The organism is Aquimarina algicola, from assembly GCF_006443095.1.
In the GTDB taxonomy this organism is placed as follows: Bacteria; Bacteroidota; Bacteroidia; order Flavobacteriales; family Flavobacteriaceae; genus Aquimarina; species Aquimarina algicola.
Genome location: NZ_VFWZ01000004.1, coordinates 308,260 through 327,437, shown reverse-complemented (window position 1 = coordinate 327,437; position 19,178 = coordinate 308,260). Strand labels below are relative to the sequence as shown.

Sequence of the window (19,178 nt, the reverse complement as noted above, 5' to 3'; positions counted from 1 at the left end):
GTGTGCACAATATACATAGATCACAAAAAAATTAAAAGTCTATACTATAAGGAATGTTTGCTTCGTTAGAAAAGAAGGTTGTAAAACGTTTTAATATTATTATTTTTGTCTGATTTAGGTATTTATCATGAAAACTACACAAAAAAAATCACTACTTCTATGTCTGGGGCTCTTTCTTTTTACTTTGGTTAAAGCCCAACAATCAAAGGATATCCTCTTTACTATAGATAATACCCCTGTCTATATTTCTGAGTTCAAAAAAGTATATCTTAAAAATATTGATCTTGTCAAAGATGAGTCACAAAAAAATGTTGACGAATATTTGAATCTTTTTATTGACTATAAGTTAAAACTAAAAGAAGCAAAACAACTTGGTCTGGATACAAAAGATACTTATCTAAAAGAATTAGAAGGGTATAGAAAACAATTAGCTAAAGCATACCTTACGGATACAGAAACGTCAGATGCGCTTGTAAAAGAAGCTTATGAAAGATCTCTAGAAAGATTAAATGCAAGTCATATTCTGATTATGGTAAAACCGAATGCTTCTGCAGAAGATACGCTCAAAGCTTTTAATAAAATACAAGAGGCCAAATCTAAGATAGATAGCGGTGCTCCTTTTTCAGAAATTGCAAAAATCTATAGTGAAGATCCATCAGTAAAAAAAAATAATGGAGATTTAGGTTGGTTTTCTGTTTTTAGAATGGTTTATCCATTTGAAGAAGCTGCTTATAATACAGAAGTAGGTAATGTTTCTACACCTTTTAGAACTCAATATGGTTATCATATCGTAAAGGTTAATAAAAGAGAAAAAAAATTGGGAGAAGTTACTGCAGCACATATTATGGTTGCCGTTAATCAAAACAGAACTTCAGAACAAGCACAGCAAAGAATTAATGAAATCAATCAACAATTAAAACAAGGTGTCGCTTTTGCTTCATTAGCAAAACAATATAGTGATGACCCAAGTACTGCGGTCGAAGGAGGAAAACTAAGAAAATTTGGACAGGGAGCATTAAATTCTGAAAAATTTGAACAAACAGCTTTTGGTTTACAAGAAGAAAATCAAATTTCTGAACCTATCAAAACTCGATATGGGTGGCATATTATTCAATTATTAGAAAAACATCTGCCAAAATCTTTTGAAGAAGCAAAGCTTCAGATCGTAGAAAAAGTAAAAAGAGATAGCAGATCAAAATTAGTTACAGATTCTTTCCTCAATTCGTTAAGAGAAAAATATTCGATCAAAGAAAATAAAGAAGCTATTGCACATTTTAATGATGTGATGACTCCAATGTTCAAAAAAGAAGAATGGAATTTTACAAAAACTAAAAATGATAATAAGCTGATTTTTCAAATTAATAATAAAACATACTCATATAAGGATTTTAGTGATTTTATATTCAGAAACCAAGGTAAATCAAAGATGTACAAAGACGTTTCGCTATTTACTCACGAGACATATAAACAATTTGAATCCTCTTCTCTGCTTAAATATTATGAAGAACACTTAGAGGAAGATAATGAAGAGTTTGCGAGTGTTATTAATGAGTATAGAGACGGACTTTTATTATTTGACCTTATGGAATCCAAAATTTGGAATATTTCTAAGACGGATTCATTAGGACTGAAAAAATTCTACGAAGATCAAAAAGATAAATATGTACAGAATGAAGTATATAAAATTCTTAAAGCATCTTCTACAAAAGAAAATGTGATTACTGAAGTACAGAAGTTACTAAAAGAACAAAAATCTATTGAAGAGATTAAAAAACAAATAAATAAAAATGATGCGGTTCTAGTTCTTTTTTCTGAAGAAGAACTGATAAAAGGAGAGGATAATTTACCCAAAGATTTTTCTGGCGAAAAAGGAAAATTTATGATTACCGAAAGCGATAATTTTACAACTCTTATGGTTGTAAAAGATATTTTACCTTCTCGACTCAAAACTTTTGAAGAAACTAAAGGAGAAGTTATAAACGATTTTCAGAAAAATATAGAAAGTCAGTGGCTAGATCATCTAAGAAGTAAATATTCTGTAAGAATTAATAAAAAGACCTTGAAAAAGGCAAAAAAAGAATTATCTATCTAGATGAATTATTATAAAATACTAGTATTATCATTATTTATATGGTCTTGTCAAAACTTTAATAACACTCAACAAAGAGAAATTGTTGCCAGAGTAAACGACGCGTATTTATATAAAGATGACTTAGAAAAGATTATACCAAAAAATACTGCAAAGAATGATAGTGTTAACTTGGCAAAGAATTATATTAACACTTGGGCAACGCGACAACTCTTTATAGATCAGGCAAAAAGAAATTTATCTGAAGCAGAACTTCAAGAATTTGATGATCTTATAGAGAGTTATCAAAATACGCTATATATCAATGCATATAAAAATGCAGTAGTCAAAAAGTCTATTGACTTAGAAATCACCGATCAAGATATCAAATCTTTTTATGATAAAAATTTAGAAAATTTTAATCTTAATGAGGAGATACTAAAATTACGTTACTTACATTTGCCACCTGATTACGGAGATATTGTTGCAACGCAAACGAGATTAAATCGTTTTAATGAAGAAGATAAACAAGAATTGGAAAGTAGAAAGCTAGAATACTTACAATATTCAACAAATGATTCTACTTGGATTAAGTTTGACGAAATCCTAAATAAAATTTCAATTCTGAAAAAACAAAAAAAGTCAGATATTCTGAAAAAAGGGAATTATATACAACTCAGGGATTCTACGGGTGTTTATATGGTAAAGATAAAAGATGTTTTAAATAGAAATCAAATCGCACCTTTAACATATGTAACACCAACAATTAGACAAATAATTTTGAATAAAAGAAAACTAGAGTTGGTTAAGAAAATTGAAAAAGATATTACGAAAGATGCAGTTGAGAACAAACAATTTGAAGTTTATGAATAAGACTACTACACTTTTTGCTATGCTGATTAGCATAAGTGCACAATTTTATGCTCAAGAAATTACAGAGCAAGATTCAACAATTACAAAACAGGATACGGTAAGTGTAAAAAACACTCTTGTTATTCAAGATACTCTTACAGTTAAAGAGTCTTTAGCAGTAGGAGATACATTAACCAATGGGAATTCTATTGTTGCTACTGGATTAAGTGTAAATGATAGTTTAGCAATAAAAAAAGAAGCAGATACTATCAAACCGGTTTTTCAAAAAATGAAAATAGATGGAGTTGCTGCTGTTATTGGAGAAAATGTAATTCTTGATAGTGATATAGATATACAATATCAACAGTTAATCAGCGAAGGGGTTTCTTCGGCAGATGTGAGTAGATGTGAACTTGCCGGTAGTCTTTTTGAAAATAAATTATACGCTCATCATGCTGTACAAGATAGTATAGTAGTTAGAGATGCAGAAATCAATTCAATGGTTGATCAACAACTTAGCTATATGACCAATGAATTAGGAACTGTAGAAAAAGTATTGAGACTATACAAAAAAGATAACCTTGATGAATTCAAAAAAGAACTTTTTGAAATTAATAAATCAAATAGGTTATCAGAACAAATGAGAAGTAAGATTATCGAAGACATAGAAATTACTCCAGAAGAAGTAAGAGAATTTTTTGATGATATTCCCAAAGATGACAGACCACTTTTTGGAACAGAAGTAGAATTGGCACAGATTGTAATAGAACCCAAAGTACCTGAAGAAGAAGAGCAAAAAGTAATAGATAGATTAAATCAATTTAGAGAAGATATCGTAGAGAAGGGAAGTAGTTTTGCTACCAAAGCAGTATTATATTCACAAGATCCCGGGTCTAAATCTACTGGGGGTAAATATACAATGAATCGAAAAACTAATTTTGCCAAAGAATTTAAAGATGTCGCTTTTAGTCTGGGAGAGCAAGAAGTTAGTGAACCGTTTAAAACAGATTTTGGATGGCACCTTCTTAAAGTAGATAAAATTAGAGGAGAAGAAATAGATGTAAGACATATATTGCTTGTACCTGATGTAACAAGAAAAAGTGTTGACGAAGCAAAAAGACGTATTGATTCAATCAGAACTAGTATTGTTTCTAAATCTATTGATTTCACAGAAGCTGCAAGAAAATTTAGTGATGAAAAAGAGACAAAAGAAGATGGAGGACAATTAATTAATCCAACAACTGGCGATACTCATTTTGAACTTACCAAAATAGACCCTATATTGTATGACCAAGTGTCTAAACTAAAAACTAATGAAGTTTCATTAGTAATACCAGATCAAGACCGACAAGGTCGTAAAAAATTTAAATTGATCACAGTTCTTAATCGATATGATGAACACATTGCAGATTATTCTAAAGACTATCTTAAGATACAAGAGTTAGCCCTTAGAAAAAAGCAGATAGATGCAATCCGCAAATGGCAGAATGAAAAAATAACAGATACGTATATTAAAATAAATGGAGATTACAGAGATTGTGAGTATAGTGGCAATTGGTTAAAAAAAGAAAAATAATATGTCCGACGACGTAGCAGCTATCAAACAGCTCGTAAAAAAACATTCAGAACTTAAAAAAGAAATTGCAAAAGTAATTATAGGGCAAGAAAAAGTTGTAGATCAAATATTGATTTCTATTTTTTCAGGAGGACATGCACTACTTATTGGAGTTCCTGGTTTGGCAAAAACCCTAATGGTTAATACAATTTCAAAAGCTCTGGGACTAGACTTCAAAAGAATTCAATTTACTCCTGATCTTATGCCAAGTGATATCTTAGGGAGTGAAATTTTAGATGAAAGTCGAAATTTTAAGTTTATAAAAGGACCTGTTTTTTCTAATATTATACTTGCAGACGAGATTAACCGTACTCCACCAAAAACACAAGCTGCACTTTTAGAAGCAATGCAAGAGCGAGCTGTAACTGTAGCTGGCCATCATTATAAGTTAGATTTACCTTATTTTGTTTTAGCTACTCAAAATCCTATAGAACAAGAAGGGACATATCCTCTACCAGAAGCTCAATTAGATAGATTTATGTTCGCTATTGAGCTAAAATACCCTAGTTTTGATGAAGAAATAGAAGTGGTAAAAAGCACAACTAGTGATGTGCATCAAACCATTAACCCACTTTTTACTGCACAAGAAATTATTGATTTTCAGCATTTGATTAGAAGGATTCCTGTAGCCGATAATGTTATCGAGTATGCTGTAGGTCTCGTTTCAAAAACTCGCCCAAATCAAGATACAGCAACAGATTTGGTTAAAAACTATATTGATTGGGGAGCTGGTCCTAGAGCTTCACAAAATCTTATTCTGGCAGCAAAAGCAAATGCGGCAGTAAAAGGTAAGTACTCTCCCGATATAGAAGATGTACAAGCTGTAGCAACAGGTATTCTACGACATAGAATGATTAAGAATTACAAAGCCGAAGCCGAAGGAATAAGCATTGAACAAATCATTAACGATTTGTTTTAGTATATCGAATTCATTTAACTCCTATAGAACCTAATTCTTGTCTTCACTTTTCTTATTTGTTATTGTAAATTAAACTTTTACCCTAGTTTTTTAGTCTAAAGGGTATATTGTTTAATTATTTAAATAAAAAAAGTATGAAAAATATCATTTTTATCTTATCGTTATTCTTAGGAGGGATAACTTTATTTGCCCAGCAACCCCAAAATCATAACGATCATAAAACACTAAGAAAAGAGTTTTATAAAAGTTTATCAGAAGATCAAAAACAATTACTTGAAGCTAAAAAACAGATCAAAAAAGATTTAAGACAAACTATGAAAGCTTCATTTACAGAAGAACAACTTTCAATTTTGGATAATGATACTCTTTCTAGAAAAGAAAAAAGGAAAGCAATGAGCTCTTTGTTGACCGAAGAACAAAAAAAGATGAGAGAAACCAATAAAGAAACATTAAAAAAGGAAGAAGATAAATTCATTAGTTCTTTAACTGTCGATCAACGTGAACAATATAAGAGTTTGAGAAAAAGAAAACCTAGAAAATAAATGGCTATTTATATTTAGTTTTAAAAATGAGACCTAAGAAGTCTCATTTTTTTGTTTTTTAATGATTTTCTATCATTTTAAAGAGAGTAACTATAACGTTTTCGTAATTCTATTTTTTGACACTATATTTTATTTAAGGTTTTTTTATCGATTTGATAGTTTATGGAGGTTAAAATTATGGAATGTAATATTTAGACACCTTTATTTTTTTAAAAATGCAAAAAGAGGTGATCGTAAGTATTCATTCAAGAAAATCCTTTAAAATTCGTATTTTCGCAAGACTTTCAATACTTGAAAATTATTAAAAAACGGTATTTGATATCAATATGATAAAAATGTGTCTGTTTAAGTAGTAAAATGACAAACATTACTAACAAGATGATAAAAATACCTCTTTATATTCATAGCGAAAGTTTAATGTTCATACTTTACTAAGTTAAAACCTATAAAGTATGTTCAATGTAAGGACTATATTGATTTTGCTACAGATCTTATAGTTTTTTAAAAAGCAATAACATAAATTAAAGTTATTGTGCATTTTATGCAAATAGGAATAAAATATGTGCTATAAACACATTTAACATTGAAAGAATTCTATTAAATATTATATGAACACTTATAGCGATTATCTCAAGGAGATTGAAGAAAGACAATCTCAAGGATTACATCCCAAACCAATTGATGGAGCTGATTTGTTAAGCGAAGTAATTTTGCAAATCAAAGATATAGATAATATACATCGAGAAGACTCTCTTAACTTTTTTATTTATAATACTTTACCAGGTACAACAAGTGCTGCTGGTGTGAAAGCCAAGTTTTTAAAAGAAATTATTCTTGGTGAATCTATTGTCGAGGAGATTTCACCTGCTTTTGCATTTGAGCAATTATCTCATATGAAAGGAGGGCCTTCAGTAGAAGTATTGCTAGATTTGGCTTTAGGAGATGATACAAGTGTTTCTCAAGAAGCAGCTAAAGTTTTAAAAACTCAAGTTTTTCTTTATGAAGCAGATACAGAACGATTAGAAAAAGCAATGAAATCTGGAAATGCCATTGCTAAAGAAATCATTGAAAGTTATGCTCAAGCAGAATTCTTTACCAAGTTACCAGAGATTGATGAAGAAATTAAAGTAGTGACGTATATTGCTGGTGTTGGAGATATTTCTACAGATTTATTATCTCCAGGAGCTGATGCTCACTCCAGATCAGATCGTGAATTACACGGACAATCCATTTTTGAGCATAATAAAGATATGCAAAAAGAAGTGTTAGCTTTAAAAGAGCAGCACCCTGACAAGCGTATTATGCTTATTGCAGAAAAAGGAACTATGGGAGTAGGTTCTTCTCGTATGTCTGGTGTGAATAATGTGGCTTTATGGACGGGTATCTCTTCAAGCCCTTATGTACCTTTTATCAATATAGCTCCTGTAATAGCAGGAACAAACGGAATCGCTCCAATTTTCTTAACTACAGTTGGAGTAACTGGAGGTATCGGGATTGATCTAAAGAACTGGGTAAAACAAAAAGATGAAAGCGGAAACACCATTGTTGATGAAGAAGGTGATCCAATATTAAAAGAAGTATATTCTGTTAAAACAGGTACAGTACTTACGATTAATACAAAAGAAAAAAAGTTATATAATGGAGATCAGGAATTGAAAGATATTTCTACAGCATTAACTCCTCAAAAAATGGAGTTCATAAAAGCAGGAGGTTCTTATGCTGTAGTTTTTGGTAAAAAATTACAAACTTTCGCCTGTAAAGTTTTAGGAATTGATGTTCCTCAAATATATGCCCCTTCAAAAGAAATTTCTATAGAAGGGCAAGGCTTAACTGCCGTTGAAAAGATATTTAATAGAAATGCTGTAGGCACTACGCCAGGAGTAACCTTACATGCAGGATCAAATACTCGTGTAGAAGTAAATATTGTAGGATCTCAGGATACTACAGGTTTAATGACTTCTCAAGAGTTAGAAATGATGGCAGCCACTATCATTTCTCCAATTGTAGATGCCGGCTATCAATCAGGGTGTCATACAGCTTCTGTTTGGGATGATAAGTCAAAAGCAAATATCCCGAGATTAATGAAGTTTATGAATGACTTCGGATTAATTACAGGTCGTGATCCTAAAGGAGTGTATCACGCAATGACAGATGTAATTCATAAAGTCTTAAATGATATTGCCGTTGATGATTGGGATGTTATTATTGGAGGCGATTCACATACACGTATGGCAAAAGGTGTAGCATTTGGAGCAGATTCAGGTACTGTAGCATTAGCTTTAGCTACGGGTGAAGCTACAATGCCAATTCCGGAATCTGTAAAAGTAACCTTTAAAGGAAATATGGTTCCTTATATGGACTTCCGTGATGTAGTACATGCAACACAGCAACAAATGTTAGATCAATTTGAAGGTGAAAATGTGTTCCAAGGACGAATTATCGAAGTGCATATCGGAACTTTGACCTCTGATCAAGCCTTTACTTTTACAGATTGGACCGCAGAAATGAAAGCTAAAGCTTCTATCTGTATCTCAGAAGATGAAACCTTAATTGAATCTTTAGAAATTTCAAGAGAACGTATCCAAATCATGATTGATAAGGGAATGGATAATGAGAAGCAAGTATTACAAGGTTTAGTAGATAAAGCCAATAATCGTATTGCAGAGCTTCAATCAGGTTCAAGGCCTGCATTAAAGCCAGATGCTGATGCTAAATATTATGCAGAAGTAGTTATCGATTTAGACAAGGTGGTTGAGCCAATGATTGCTGACCCTGATGTAAATAATGAAGATGTTTCTAAGCGTTATACGCATGATAATATCCAGCCATTATCTTTCTATGGAGGAACTAAAAAAGTAGATTTAGGATTTGTAGGATCTTGTATGATCCATAAAGGAGATATGAAGATTTTAGCTCAGATGCTAAAGAATATTGAAGCCCAACAAGGTAAAGTAGTATTTAATGCTCCTCTAGTAGTTGCTCCTCCAACATATAATATCGTTGATGAATTAAAAGCCGAGGGAGATTGGGAAGTATTAGCCAAATACTCTGGATTTGTATTTGATGATGAAGCCCCCAAAGGAGCTGCACGTACAAAATATGAAAACGTTTTATATTTAGAGCGCCCAGGATGTAATCTTTGTATGGGTAATCAAGAAAAAGCAGAACCAGGAGATACTGTAATGGCTACTTCGACACGTTTATTTCAAGGACGTGTGGTAAGGGATTCAGATGAGAAAAAGGGAGAGTCTTTACTATCTTCAACTCCAGTGGTTGTTTTGTCTTCAATTTTAGGAAGAACTCCTACTTTAGAAGAATATCAAGCCGCTGTAGACGGTATTGTTTTGACGAAGTTTAAGCCATCACAAAAAGAGCTAGTAGTTTAATTAAAAATTACTGTCTTAAATATAAAATAAAGCTCAAGTGAAAACTTGAGCTTTTTCTATTTTATATAAGTTATATTTCTCATTTAAATTTAAAAATACTATCAATTTTTTGCTTATTTATAATCAGTATAATCAATAGTATTCAAGGTGTTTTCAATTTGTTTTTTTGCTAAATTCGTGAAGATAACATAAACACAAAATAATTATTCTATGGCATTTGATATCAAAATGATAAAAAAGGTCTACAGCCAGCTTGCTGATCGCGTTAATGCAGCTAGAGAAGCTACTGGTAAACCTTTAACACTAGCAGAGAAGATTTTGTATTCACATCTTTGGGAAGGAAAAGTAGATAAAGTATATGAAAGAGGAAGTGACTATGTTGATTTTGCACCTGATCGAGTAGCCTGTCAGGACGCAACAGCACAGATGGCGTTATTGCAATTTATGCATGCAGGTAAGCCAAAAGTAGCAGTGCCTACTACTGTTCATTGCGATCATTTGATCCAGGCAAAAGTAGGAGCAGATGCAGATTTAAAAAGAGCTAATGAGACGAGTAATGAAGTTTTTGATTTCTTAGAATCTGTATCAAATAAATATGGGATAGGATTTTGGAAACCCGGTGCGGGTATCATTCACCAAGTAGTTTTAGAAAACTATGCATTTCCCGGTGGAATGATGATTGGTACTGATTCTCATACAGTAAACGCAGGCGGTTTGGGTATGGTTGCTATTGGAGTTGGTGGTGCTGATGCAGTAGATGTAATGGCGGGGATGCCTTGGGAGCTCAAATTTCCTAAACTGATAGGTGTAAAACTAACAGGTAAATTATCTGGATGGACTGCGCCAAAGGATGTTATTCTAAAAGTAGCAGATATCCTTACTGTAAAAGGTGGTACAGGAGCTATTATAGAATACTTTGGAGAAGGAGCTATCTCAATGTCTTGTACAGGAAAAGGTACAATTTGTAATATGGGAGCAGAAGTAGGAGCAACAACATCTACTTTTGGATACGACGAATCAATGGATCGTTATCTGAGATCTACAGGTAGAGCAGATGTAGCAGATGCTGCAAATGAGGTAAAAGAACACCTTACAGGAGATATAGAAGTCTATGAAAATCCAGAACAATATTTTGATCAGGTAATTGAGATTAACTTATCAGAATTAGAACCACACCTCAATGGACCCTTTACACCGGATTTAGCGACTCCAATTTCTAAAATGAGTGAAGCAGCCAAAGAAAATGATTGGCCGATAAATGTAGAAGTTGGTTTAATAGGGTCTTGTACAAATTCTTCTTATGAAGATATCTCGAGAGCAGCATCACTGGCAAAACAAGTAGCCGACAAAAATCTAAAGACAAAATCTAAATTTACAATCACTCCCGGTTCTGAACAAGTGCGTTATACTATAGAACGAGATGGGTTTATCAATACTTTTGATAAGATAGGTGCTACTGTATTTGCGAACGCTTGTGGACCCTGTATAGGGATGTGGGATCGATATGGTGATAAAGCTGCAGATGGTCCAAGAAATACAATTGTACATTCTTTTAATAGAAACTTTGCAAAAAGAGCAGATGGAAACCCTAACACACTTGCATTTGTAGGGTCTCCAGAATTAGTAACTGCTATTGCAATAGCAGGGCGATTAGATTTCAATCCTGTAACAGATACTTTGATTAATGAAAACGGAGAAGAAGTAAAACTTGACGAACCAAGAGGATATGAGCTTCCTCCAGAAGGTTTTGCAGTAGAAGATGCGGGTTACATTCAACCTTTAGAAGATGGTAGTGGTGTAGAAGTAAAGGTGAGTCCAACATCAGAAAGACTCCAGCTTTTAGAACCTTTTGAACCATGGGATGGTAAAAACATAACAGGAGCAAAGTTATTGTTAAAAGCTTTTGGTAAATGTACAACAGATCATATATCTATGGCAGGTCCTTGGTTACGTTACAGAGGACATCTCGATAATATTTCTAATAATTGTTTTATTGGAGCAGTAAATGCTTTTAATAAGAAAACTAATTTTGTTAAAAGTCAACTTTCTAGTGAATATGCAGGAGTTCCAGATACGCAAAGAGCATACAAGGCCGAAGGAATCCCTACAATCGTAGTAGGAGATCATAATTATGGAGAAGGATCTTCTAGAGAACATGCTGCTATGGAGCCTCGCCATCTAGGGGTAAGAGCAGTAATTGTAAAATCCTTTGCACGTATTCATGAAACTAACCTTAAAAAACAAGGGATGTTAGGGTTAACTTTTGCAAACGAAAACGATTATGACCTGATACAAGAAGATGATACATTTAACTTCCTAGATTTAGATCAATTTGCACCTGGAAAACAATTGACTTTAGAAATCGTTCATTCAGATAATTCTAAAGACACAATTATGTTAAATCATACATATAATGATTCGCAAATAGAATGGTTTAAAGAAGGTTCTGCTTTGAATTTGATCAAAAAGCAAAACGCATAAGAATAAGATATTTTTTATTATTTTCTAAATACTCTCGTGTATTATTTTACTCGAGAGTATTTTTTTGTAAGTAAGTTTGATGTTTGACGACTATAGTAAACAACTAGCATCTTAAAACACAGTCATCATGAGCGCTATCTGGTTTTTTGAGGACTCAAACCTTTTTAATATACTGTGTCCTCATAAATTTAGGGAATATAAAAAAAATCACGATTTTGATGGGTATAAAAAAAATGATTATATCTATTTTGAAGATGATTTTGCCAATAAAGTATATCTTATAGAAAAAGGAAAAGTAAAAATTGGCTATTATGCAGAAGATGGAGAAGAAGTTGTAAAAGCAATTCTTACTCGAGGAGAAATTTTTGGAGAAAAAGCAATTTTAGGAGAAGATAAAAGAACAGAGTTTGCACAATCTATAGATAATTCAACTTCAATATGCCCGGTAGCAGTAGATACTATGCATTGTTTGATGAGAGATAACCAATCGTTTAGTTTACGAATCTATAAGTTTATAGGAATGCGCTTTAAACGTTTAGAAAGAAGATTGCAATTATTGTTATTTAAAGATACCAAAACTAGATTGTTAGAATTTTTGAATGAGCTCCAAGAAGATTATGGTCATTGCTGTCCGGATACAGGTGATATGGTTATAGAACATCCCTACACTCAAAAAGATATTGCAAATCTCATAGGAACATCAAGACCTACCTTAAATATTATATTAAATGAGCTAAAAGAATCTAACATATTGGATTTCAATAGAAAAGAAATCCGTTTAAAAATTGTTGTGTAATGTTAGCTACCTAACATTTTATGATGTTATATGTATATATTTTTATACTTATAATAATCATAAAAAATTAATACAATGTTTAAGAGAATAATATTAGGGTGTCTTGCAATAAGCTTTTTTGCAGTTTCTTGTAGCGATGACGACGATAATAATACTCCTGTAGTCGAGGCAGGAACTATTTCTGGAGGACCATTTGAGTTTGATGTAGATGGAGAGCCAGATTTTGTAACAGGTATAACATTAGATTCTTCTACTTCGGTAGGTACTAATCGTACTTGGGTAATTACAGATGAAGCTGGGAATATTTTGGGTAGACCCGGAACATTAGAAATGGTTGAAGGTGTTAACTTTGATGATGCAGGTGCGGGAACGTGTTTTATCTGGTATGCAAGATTTGAAGATGATTCTAATATCACTACTGCAGAAACAGTAGATGAAATTACTGGAACTTTTGATTTGTCTAACTCTATTGAGGTAGTTCGTAATCAAGTGGTTAATGCAGGGGCGATTTCTGGTGGACCATTTAGTTTTGATGTAGATGGTGAAGTTGATAATGTATCAGGAATAACTTTGGATGCTACAAATGCTTTTGGTTCAAATAGTACATGGGTAATCACAGATGACGCAGGAAATATTCTAGGAAGACCAGGAACATTAGAAATGGTTGAGGGTGTTGATTTTGATGAAGCAGGAGTTGGAGTATGTTTTATTTGGTATGCAAGATTTGAAGATGATTCTAATATCACTACAGCAGCTACCGTAGATGAAATTACAGGAACCTTTGACTTATCAAATAGTATAGAAGTAGTACGTAATCAGGTTACTAATGCAGGAAAAATTTCTGGTGGACCATTTAGTTTTGATGTAGATGGAATGGAAGATAATGTTTCAGGAATAACATTGGATGCTACTAATGCATTTGGTACAAATAGTACTTGGGTGATTACAGATGAAGCAGGAAATATACTAGGACGACCAGGAACATTAGAAATGGTTGAAAATGTTGATTTTGATGATGCAGGAGTTGGTGTATGCTTTATTTGGTATGCAAGATTCGAAGATGATTCTAATATCACTATGGCGGCAACTGTAGATGCAATTACAGGGACTTATGATTTGTCTAACTCAATAAGAGTAGATCGTAATGCTGTTGTAAGATAAGATAAAGAAATCCTTTTCAATGTAATTTAAATAGAATAACAATGTTTTTTCTTTATTAAATAAAAAGATAGTTCGTTGTTTATTTGTTAGTTTTTAAAGCGCAATCGTAGATTGCGCTTTATTAATTCATAGATTTGTGTAATAAAGTTCACATTTCAAAATAAAATATTTATAAAATGAAGCTTAATAAGAAAAATATTTCTAACTCGATTTTTGTTATCATATTGATTTTGTTTTTTATTCCAAATACAAGGGGAATGATGCAAATATTTTTGACAAGAATTTTTTCTTTTAGTCCTGGGGTGGTAGAAGTTGATGATAGAACTCAAGTAAAATCTTATGATTGGAAATTACATGGTGTGAATACAGAGTCAATTAATTTTAACGAAGCAAAAAATAAAGTAATATTAGTTAATTATTGGGCAACTTGGTGCCCACCATGTATTGCAGAAATGCCTTCTTTACAAGAATTATATAATGATTATAAAGATGATGTGGTTTTTTTGTTTGTAACTACAGATGATGACCCTGAACTTAACAAATTCATGAAAAATAAAAATTATAATTATCCTATATATAGATCACTTTCTGAAGCTCCTAAACCATTTGATGGTACATCTTTACCTACTACATATTTGATTGACAAAAACGGGACTATAGTTATAGATAAAATCGGGGCAGCCGACTGGAATAGTAATAAGGTTAGAAAAACGATAGATGACTTGCTCTAATACAATATAGATTTATGAGTGAAGTTGTAACGTTGACTTTTTTTAAATACGAAACATTATCAAATAAAATATGGGCCTTTTTGATGATGCAATTTATGCATAAGAGATTAAAAAAAATTGAAGGACAATCTTTGTATAAATTATTAGGAAGCGGAAAAAATGGTTTTAGTCCTTTGCCAGATTGGGGAGTTTATGCGCTGCTTCAGGTATGGAAAAATGAAGAAGCCGCAAATACATTTTTTACTACATCAACGATTATAAAATCATATAAAGAAAAGAGTTGTGAGATTTGGTCTGTTTTTTTAAAAACAATTTCTACAAAAGGAACATGGTCAGGAGTTAATCCCTTTAAGCGAAATTTAAATATAGAGCGTACAAACTCATTTATCGCAGTAATTACCAGAGCAACTATAAAGACTAAAATGTTGTATAAGTTTTGGAAATACGTTCCAATTTCTCAACACCCTCTTTCAAATTGCAAAGGATTACTATTTACAAAGGGAATAGGTGAGGTACCATTTAAAAATATGGCAACATTTAGTATTTGGGAAAATAAAGAGGCTTTGATCTCTTTTGCTTATAAAACAAAAGAGCATAATGAGGCAATCAAAAAGACAAAGAAATTAGATTGGTATAAGGAAGAAATGTTTTGTAGATTCCAGCCTTATAAGTCAATTGGCACTTGGAATAATAAAAATCCCTTGTTCGAATTATAAAGCATAATGATTTTTCTTGTTGATTAATGAGTTATCTTTTAAAGTATTTGAAAGGAACAACTAGCATTCCAAAACATTCACCTTTTTCTTTATGAATATTTTTGTGATGCATTTTATGTGCTCTTCTAACGCCTTTTGCATACCAATTGTTTGCATTTCTCAAAAATTTAAAACGTTGATGTATAAAAATATCATGAACAATAAAATATGCGATACCATATGCTAAAATCCCAAAACCTATTGGCTTACCGATCCAAAAGGTAATAGGGTTGTGAGACATTATAAAAGACATGCTTACAATAGCGTAAAAAATAAAAAACAGATCGTTTCGCTCCCACCAACTATTGTGATCTTTGTGATGATGATCTTTGTGTAATGACCATAAGAAACCATGCATCACATATTTATGAGTAAACCAAGCCATAAATTCCATCACAGAAAAAGTCGCTATAAATATGAGTATTTGAATTAAAATTTTCACGAGCTATATTTTTGTTGCGTTATAAAAATACAATTAAATTAAATTTAATCTATAATCAACATAAGATTTAGCTAATAATCCAAGCTTTTGATAATTTGGAACTCTTATACGAGTATTTTTAATTTCTAATGACGGTGTTTTCTTTAGCTTGTTCAGTAGTTTTTTGTAATATATAAAGGCTGTATATACTCCAAATTTTGCTTCTACCGGTAATTTTAGAATTCCATCTAATCCTTTTTCAAAATCTTCTTCGATTTCTTCTATTATCTTTAATTTTGACTCTTCATCGAGTTGATTGAGATTAGTATTTGGAAAATATGTTCTTTCTAAATCTTCAAAATCAGCTTTTAAATCACGCAAAAAATTTACCTTTTGAAAAGCAGAGCCTAGATGCATTGCACTTTGTTTCAAATCATCATACTTTTTCTTATCTCCTTTTACAAAAACCTTTAGACACATTAAACCTACAACATCTGCCGAACCGTATATATATTCTTTGTATTCCTGATCGGTCAAATATTTTGTTTTATGTAAATCTAATCTCATACTTTTCATGAATGCTTCATACAATTCTGCATCTATTTTGTATTGGTGAACTGTCTGTTGAAAAGCATTGAGGATTGGGTTAAGGCTTATTTTTTGATCGATAGCCTTATACATTTCAATTTCAAAATCATTGAATAAGACTTCTTTGTCATAATCATGAAATGTATCTACAATTTCGTCTGCAAATCTAACAAAGCCGTATATATTATAAATATCCTGTCTTATCGAATCAGAAAGCATTTTTGATGCTAATGAAAATGATGTACTATATGAATTTGTAACAATCTTGCTACAATTATAAGACACGGTATCGAAAATAGATTTCATAGGGATAGAAATTTAAGATGAATTGTATTGTTATGTTGTAATGAGTTTGAGTTCTTTTGCGTTTTTATATTGAGCTTCTATAAGTCCTGCGACTAATTTTCCTGAAATTAATGATGGTGGGACTCCCGGTCCGGGAACTGTAAGTTGCCCTGTGAAAAATAAATGATCAACTTTTTTACTTTTTAGTTTAGGTCTTAAAAAAGCAGTTTGTAATAGCGTATTTGCCATTCCATAAGCATTGCCTTTGTAAGAATTATATTCTTTAATAAAATCCTTAACACAAAATGATTCTTTAAAAATAATACTGTCTTTAACTTTTTGATCTGTCAAAGATTCAAAACGATGTATTATTTTATCAAAATATAGTTCTCTTAGCTCTTCGGTGTCTTCAATACCGGGAGCTAACGGAATTAAGAAAAAACCATTTTCTTTACCTTCTGGTGCAGATCCCGGATCTGTGAGCGAAGTAAAATTAGCATAAAATAAAGGCTCATCAGGCCATTTTGGTTGATCATAAATGTCTTTTGCATGTTTATCAAAATCAGTGTCAAAAAACAGATTGTGATGATTTATATTTTTTAATTTTTTGTCAAAGCCTACATAAAATAATAAAGATGAAGGCGCAAATGTTTTTTGAGACCAGTATTTTTCTGAGTATTGTCTATATTGAGAATCAAGCAATGATTCTCCATGATGATAATCTGCTCCACATAAAACAATATCAGATAGAATAGTCTCAGAGTTTACAATCAATCCTTTTGATTGACCATTTTCGACAATAATTTTTTCAACATTAGAGTTTGTATGAATATTGACTCCCAGGGATTTTGCTAGTTTTTCCATACCAAGAATAACTTGATACATTCCACCTTTTGGATGCCATGTTCCTAAACCAAAATCAGCATAATTCATAAAACTGTAAAATGCAGGAGTATCGCTAGGTTTTGCTCCCAAGAAAAGTACAGGAAATTCAAGTATCTGAATCAGTTTTTCGTTTTTGAACTCGCTTCGAATCTCTTTAGATATGGTACTAAAAAATTGCCCCACTCTTTTAATAGTTTCTTTTGTAATGAGCTCAAGAGGAGATACTCCAGGTCTATATACAAGGTTTTTGATTGCTATATCGTAATTATTCTTAGCAGTATCTATAAATTTTTTAAGTTTTAGAGAACTACCTTTTTCTTCTTGCTCGAATGCGGCATAAATTTTTTCTAATGAATCCTCAATAGAGATCGTTTCTTTATCTTTAAAAAAGACCTTATAAGCAGGGTTTAATTTATCTAAAGTATAGAAGTCTGAAGCGCTTACGCCAAAATCTCCAAAGAAGCTTTCGAATACATCAGGCATCCAATACCATGATGGACCAATATCGAATGTAAAACCATCTCTTTTGAGCTGTCTAGCTCTACCACCAATTGTTGGATTTTTTTCATATATGGTTACATCATGTCCCAGTTGAGCGAGGTAGCATGATGCTGATAGTGATGAAAACCCAGAACCAATTATTGAGATTTTTTTGTGCATATACGGTTATATTAAAGTTCTACAAGAAGAGCGTCTAATGAATCAAAATAGCGATGATTATCTGCTGTATTTTTAGATATATGCATGATTTGCTTGCCTAGCATCCAAAATTCACTAATTCTATCATTACATACTATTCTATTAAAGTCTTCTATATATTTTTCGATATTATCTTTTTCAGGTTTTATTGTAAAATAGGATACAAAAATGGTGTTTTCATGAAAAGTCAATGTATTGGGTAAACTATCTAAAGGAATACTAGGACCAAGGTATATGGCTTTATATCCATGTAACAATATTTCATAATTGATATAGAGTAACCCTAATTCATGAATCTCATTATCCGGCAAAAAGAGAATAAAAGCTTTATCTGATTTTGTCGGCTTTGTGTATTGCAATTTCTCTATGTTGAGTAAAAGCTTTTGTTTGATTAAATTAGTTATAAAATGCTCGTGAGAAGGACTGATAGTATCAGTTTGCCATAGTAATCCTATTTCTTTGAGTAATGGAATGAAAACATCTATAAATATTTGTCTAAAATTTCTAGTGCTCTCTAGTTGCTCATAAGTCCCTAAAAATAATTCTAGATCATAATTGAGCATTGCTATTTTCAAAGAGTTTATGGCTTGATTTTTTGTACTATTGTCAGATACAATACTTCTTACATATTCATTGATTTCATTCTCGTTGAGCTTAGAGATCCTAGATATTTTATATCCACTATTGACCAAATAAGTAACATTAAGCAATTTTTGTAAATTTTTTAAATTATAAGTTCTTATATTAGTCTCTGTACGGTCGGGAGTAAGTAAATTGTATCTTTTTTCCCATATTCTAATAGTATGAGCCTTTACACCGCAAAGGTTTTCTAGATCTTTAATACTAAATATTTGTTTAATGTTGTTCATCTTTTATTTAAAAAAGTTAAACAAAACTAGTTAAAAGAATTCATATTTTTTTTCATTATTTGTTAAAATAGTAAACTTTACTGTTAAAAAAATGAGATAACGTTGTCTTATTCTTCTGGTTTTTA

General features: G+C 31.7%; 15 protein-coding genes. 11 read left to right on the top strand and 4 right to left on the bottom strand.

Annotated features, from left to right (window positions below; genetic code table 11):
* Positions 1-127: 127 nt before the first annotated feature.
* The 11 genes from FHK87_RS15125 (at position 128) to FHK87_RS15075 (ending at position 15,267) form a co-directional block, all read left to right on the top strand.
* The gene (locus FHK87_RS15125; RefSeq protein ID WP_140594563.1) at positions 128-2,092 is read left to right on the top strand and encodes a peptidylprolyl isomerase; all 1,965 of its coding nucleotides are present in this window, start codon (positions 128-130) and stop codon (positions 2,090-2,092) included.
* Positions 2,093-2,941: a peptidyl-prolyl cis-trans isomerase gene (locus FHK87_RS15120; protein ID WP_140594561.1), complete on the top strand. Its 849-nt coding sequence runs from the start codon at positions 2,093-2,095 to the stop codon at positions 2,939-2,941. It begins immediately after the preceding gene.
* Complete coding sequence (locus FHK87_RS15115; RefSeq protein ID WP_226294268.1) at positions 2,934-4,496, top strand: peptidylprolyl isomerase; 1,563 nt, start codon at positions 2,934-2,936, stop codon at positions 4,494-4,496. Before FHK87_RS15120 ends, FHK87_RS15115 begins: the two co-directional genes overlap by 8 nt.
* A gap of 1 nt (position 4,497) precedes the next feature.
* Positions 4,498-5,454: an AAA family ATPase gene (locus tag FHK87_RS15110; protein WP_140594557.1), complete on the top strand. Its 957-nt coding sequence runs from the start codon at positions 4,498-4,500 to the stop codon at positions 5,452-5,454.
* 134 nt (positions 5,455-5,588) lie between these two features.
* Complete coding sequence (locus FHK87_RS15105; protein ID WP_140594555.1) at positions 5,589-5,996, top strand: hypothetical protein; 408 nt, start codon at positions 5,589-5,591, stop codon at positions 5,994-5,996.
* A gap of 608 nt (positions 5,997-6,604) precedes the next feature.
* On the top strand, positions 6,605-9,382 hold the full coding sequence (locus tag FHK87_RS15100; protein ID WP_140594553.1) for a bifunctional aconitate hydratase 2/2-methylisocitrate dehydratase: 2,778 nt from the start codon (positions 6,605-6,607) through the stop codon (positions 9,380-9,382).
* A 210-nt stretch (positions 9,383-9,592) separates the two neighbouring features.
* A complete protein-coding gene (locus tag FHK87_RS15095; protein WP_140594549.1) occupies positions 9,593-11,863 on the top strand; it encodes an aconitate hydratase in 2,271 nt (756 codons plus the stop codon).
* Between the two features lie 127 nt (positions 11,864-11,990).
* Positions 11,991-12,659: a Crp/Fnr family transcriptional regulator gene (locus FHK87_RS15090; RefSeq protein WP_140594547.1), complete on the top strand. Its 669-nt coding sequence runs from the start codon at positions 11,991-11,993 to the stop codon at positions 12,657-12,659.
* Positions 12,660-12,734: 75 nt separating this feature from the next.
* Complete coding sequence (locus FHK87_RS15085; protein WP_140594545.1) at positions 12,735-13,820, top strand: hypothetical protein; 1,086 nt, start codon at positions 12,735-12,737, stop codon at positions 13,818-13,820.
* A 257-nt stretch (positions 13,821-14,077) separates the two neighbouring features.
* Positions 14,078-14,551: a TlpA family protein disulfide reductase gene (locus FHK87_RS15080; RefSeq protein ID WP_226294267.1), complete on the top strand. Its 474-nt coding sequence runs from the start codon at positions 14,078-14,080 to the stop codon at positions 14,549-14,551.
* Positions 14,552-14,565: 14 nt separating this feature from the next.
* The gene (locus FHK87_RS15075; protein ID WP_140594540.1) at positions 14,566-15,267 is read left to right on the top strand and encodes a DUF3291 domain-containing protein; all 702 of its coding nucleotides are present in this window, start codon (positions 14,566-14,568) and stop codon (positions 15,265-15,267) included.
* Positions 15,268-15,298: 31 nt separating this feature from the next.
* Here the strand turns inward: FHK87_RS15075 and FHK87_RS15070 are convergent, their stop codons facing one another.
* The 4 genes from FHK87_RS15070 to FHK87_RS15055 are packed head-to-tail and all read right to left on the bottom strand — an operon-like array spanning position 15,299 to position 19,053.
* Positions 15,299-15,748: a sterol desaturase family protein gene (locus tag FHK87_RS15070; RefSeq protein ID WP_140594538.1), complete on the bottom strand. Its 450-nt coding sequence runs from the start codon at positions 15,746-15,748 to the stop codon at positions 15,299-15,301.
* Between the two features lie 33 nt (positions 15,749-15,781).
* Positions 15,782-16,621, bottom strand: coding sequence for a phytoene/squalene synthase family protein (locus tag FHK87_RS15065; protein WP_140594535.1), 840 nt, complete (start codon positions 16,619-16,621; stop codon positions 15,782-15,784).
* A gap of 30 nt (positions 16,622-16,651) precedes the next feature.
* Entirely contained in the window at positions 16,652-18,145 is a 1,494-nt protein-coding gene (locus tag FHK87_RS15060) for a phytoene desaturase family protein (RefSeq protein WP_140594533.1), read from the bottom strand.
* Between the two features lie 11 nt (positions 18,146-18,156).
* Positions 18,157-19,053 (bottom strand): MerR family transcriptional regulator, encoded by an 897-nt coding sequence (locus FHK87_RS15055; RefSeq protein WP_140594530.1) that lies wholly within the window; start codon positions 19,051-19,053, stop codon positions 18,157-18,159.
* Between the last annotated feature and the right edge of the window lie 125 nt (positions 19,054-19,178).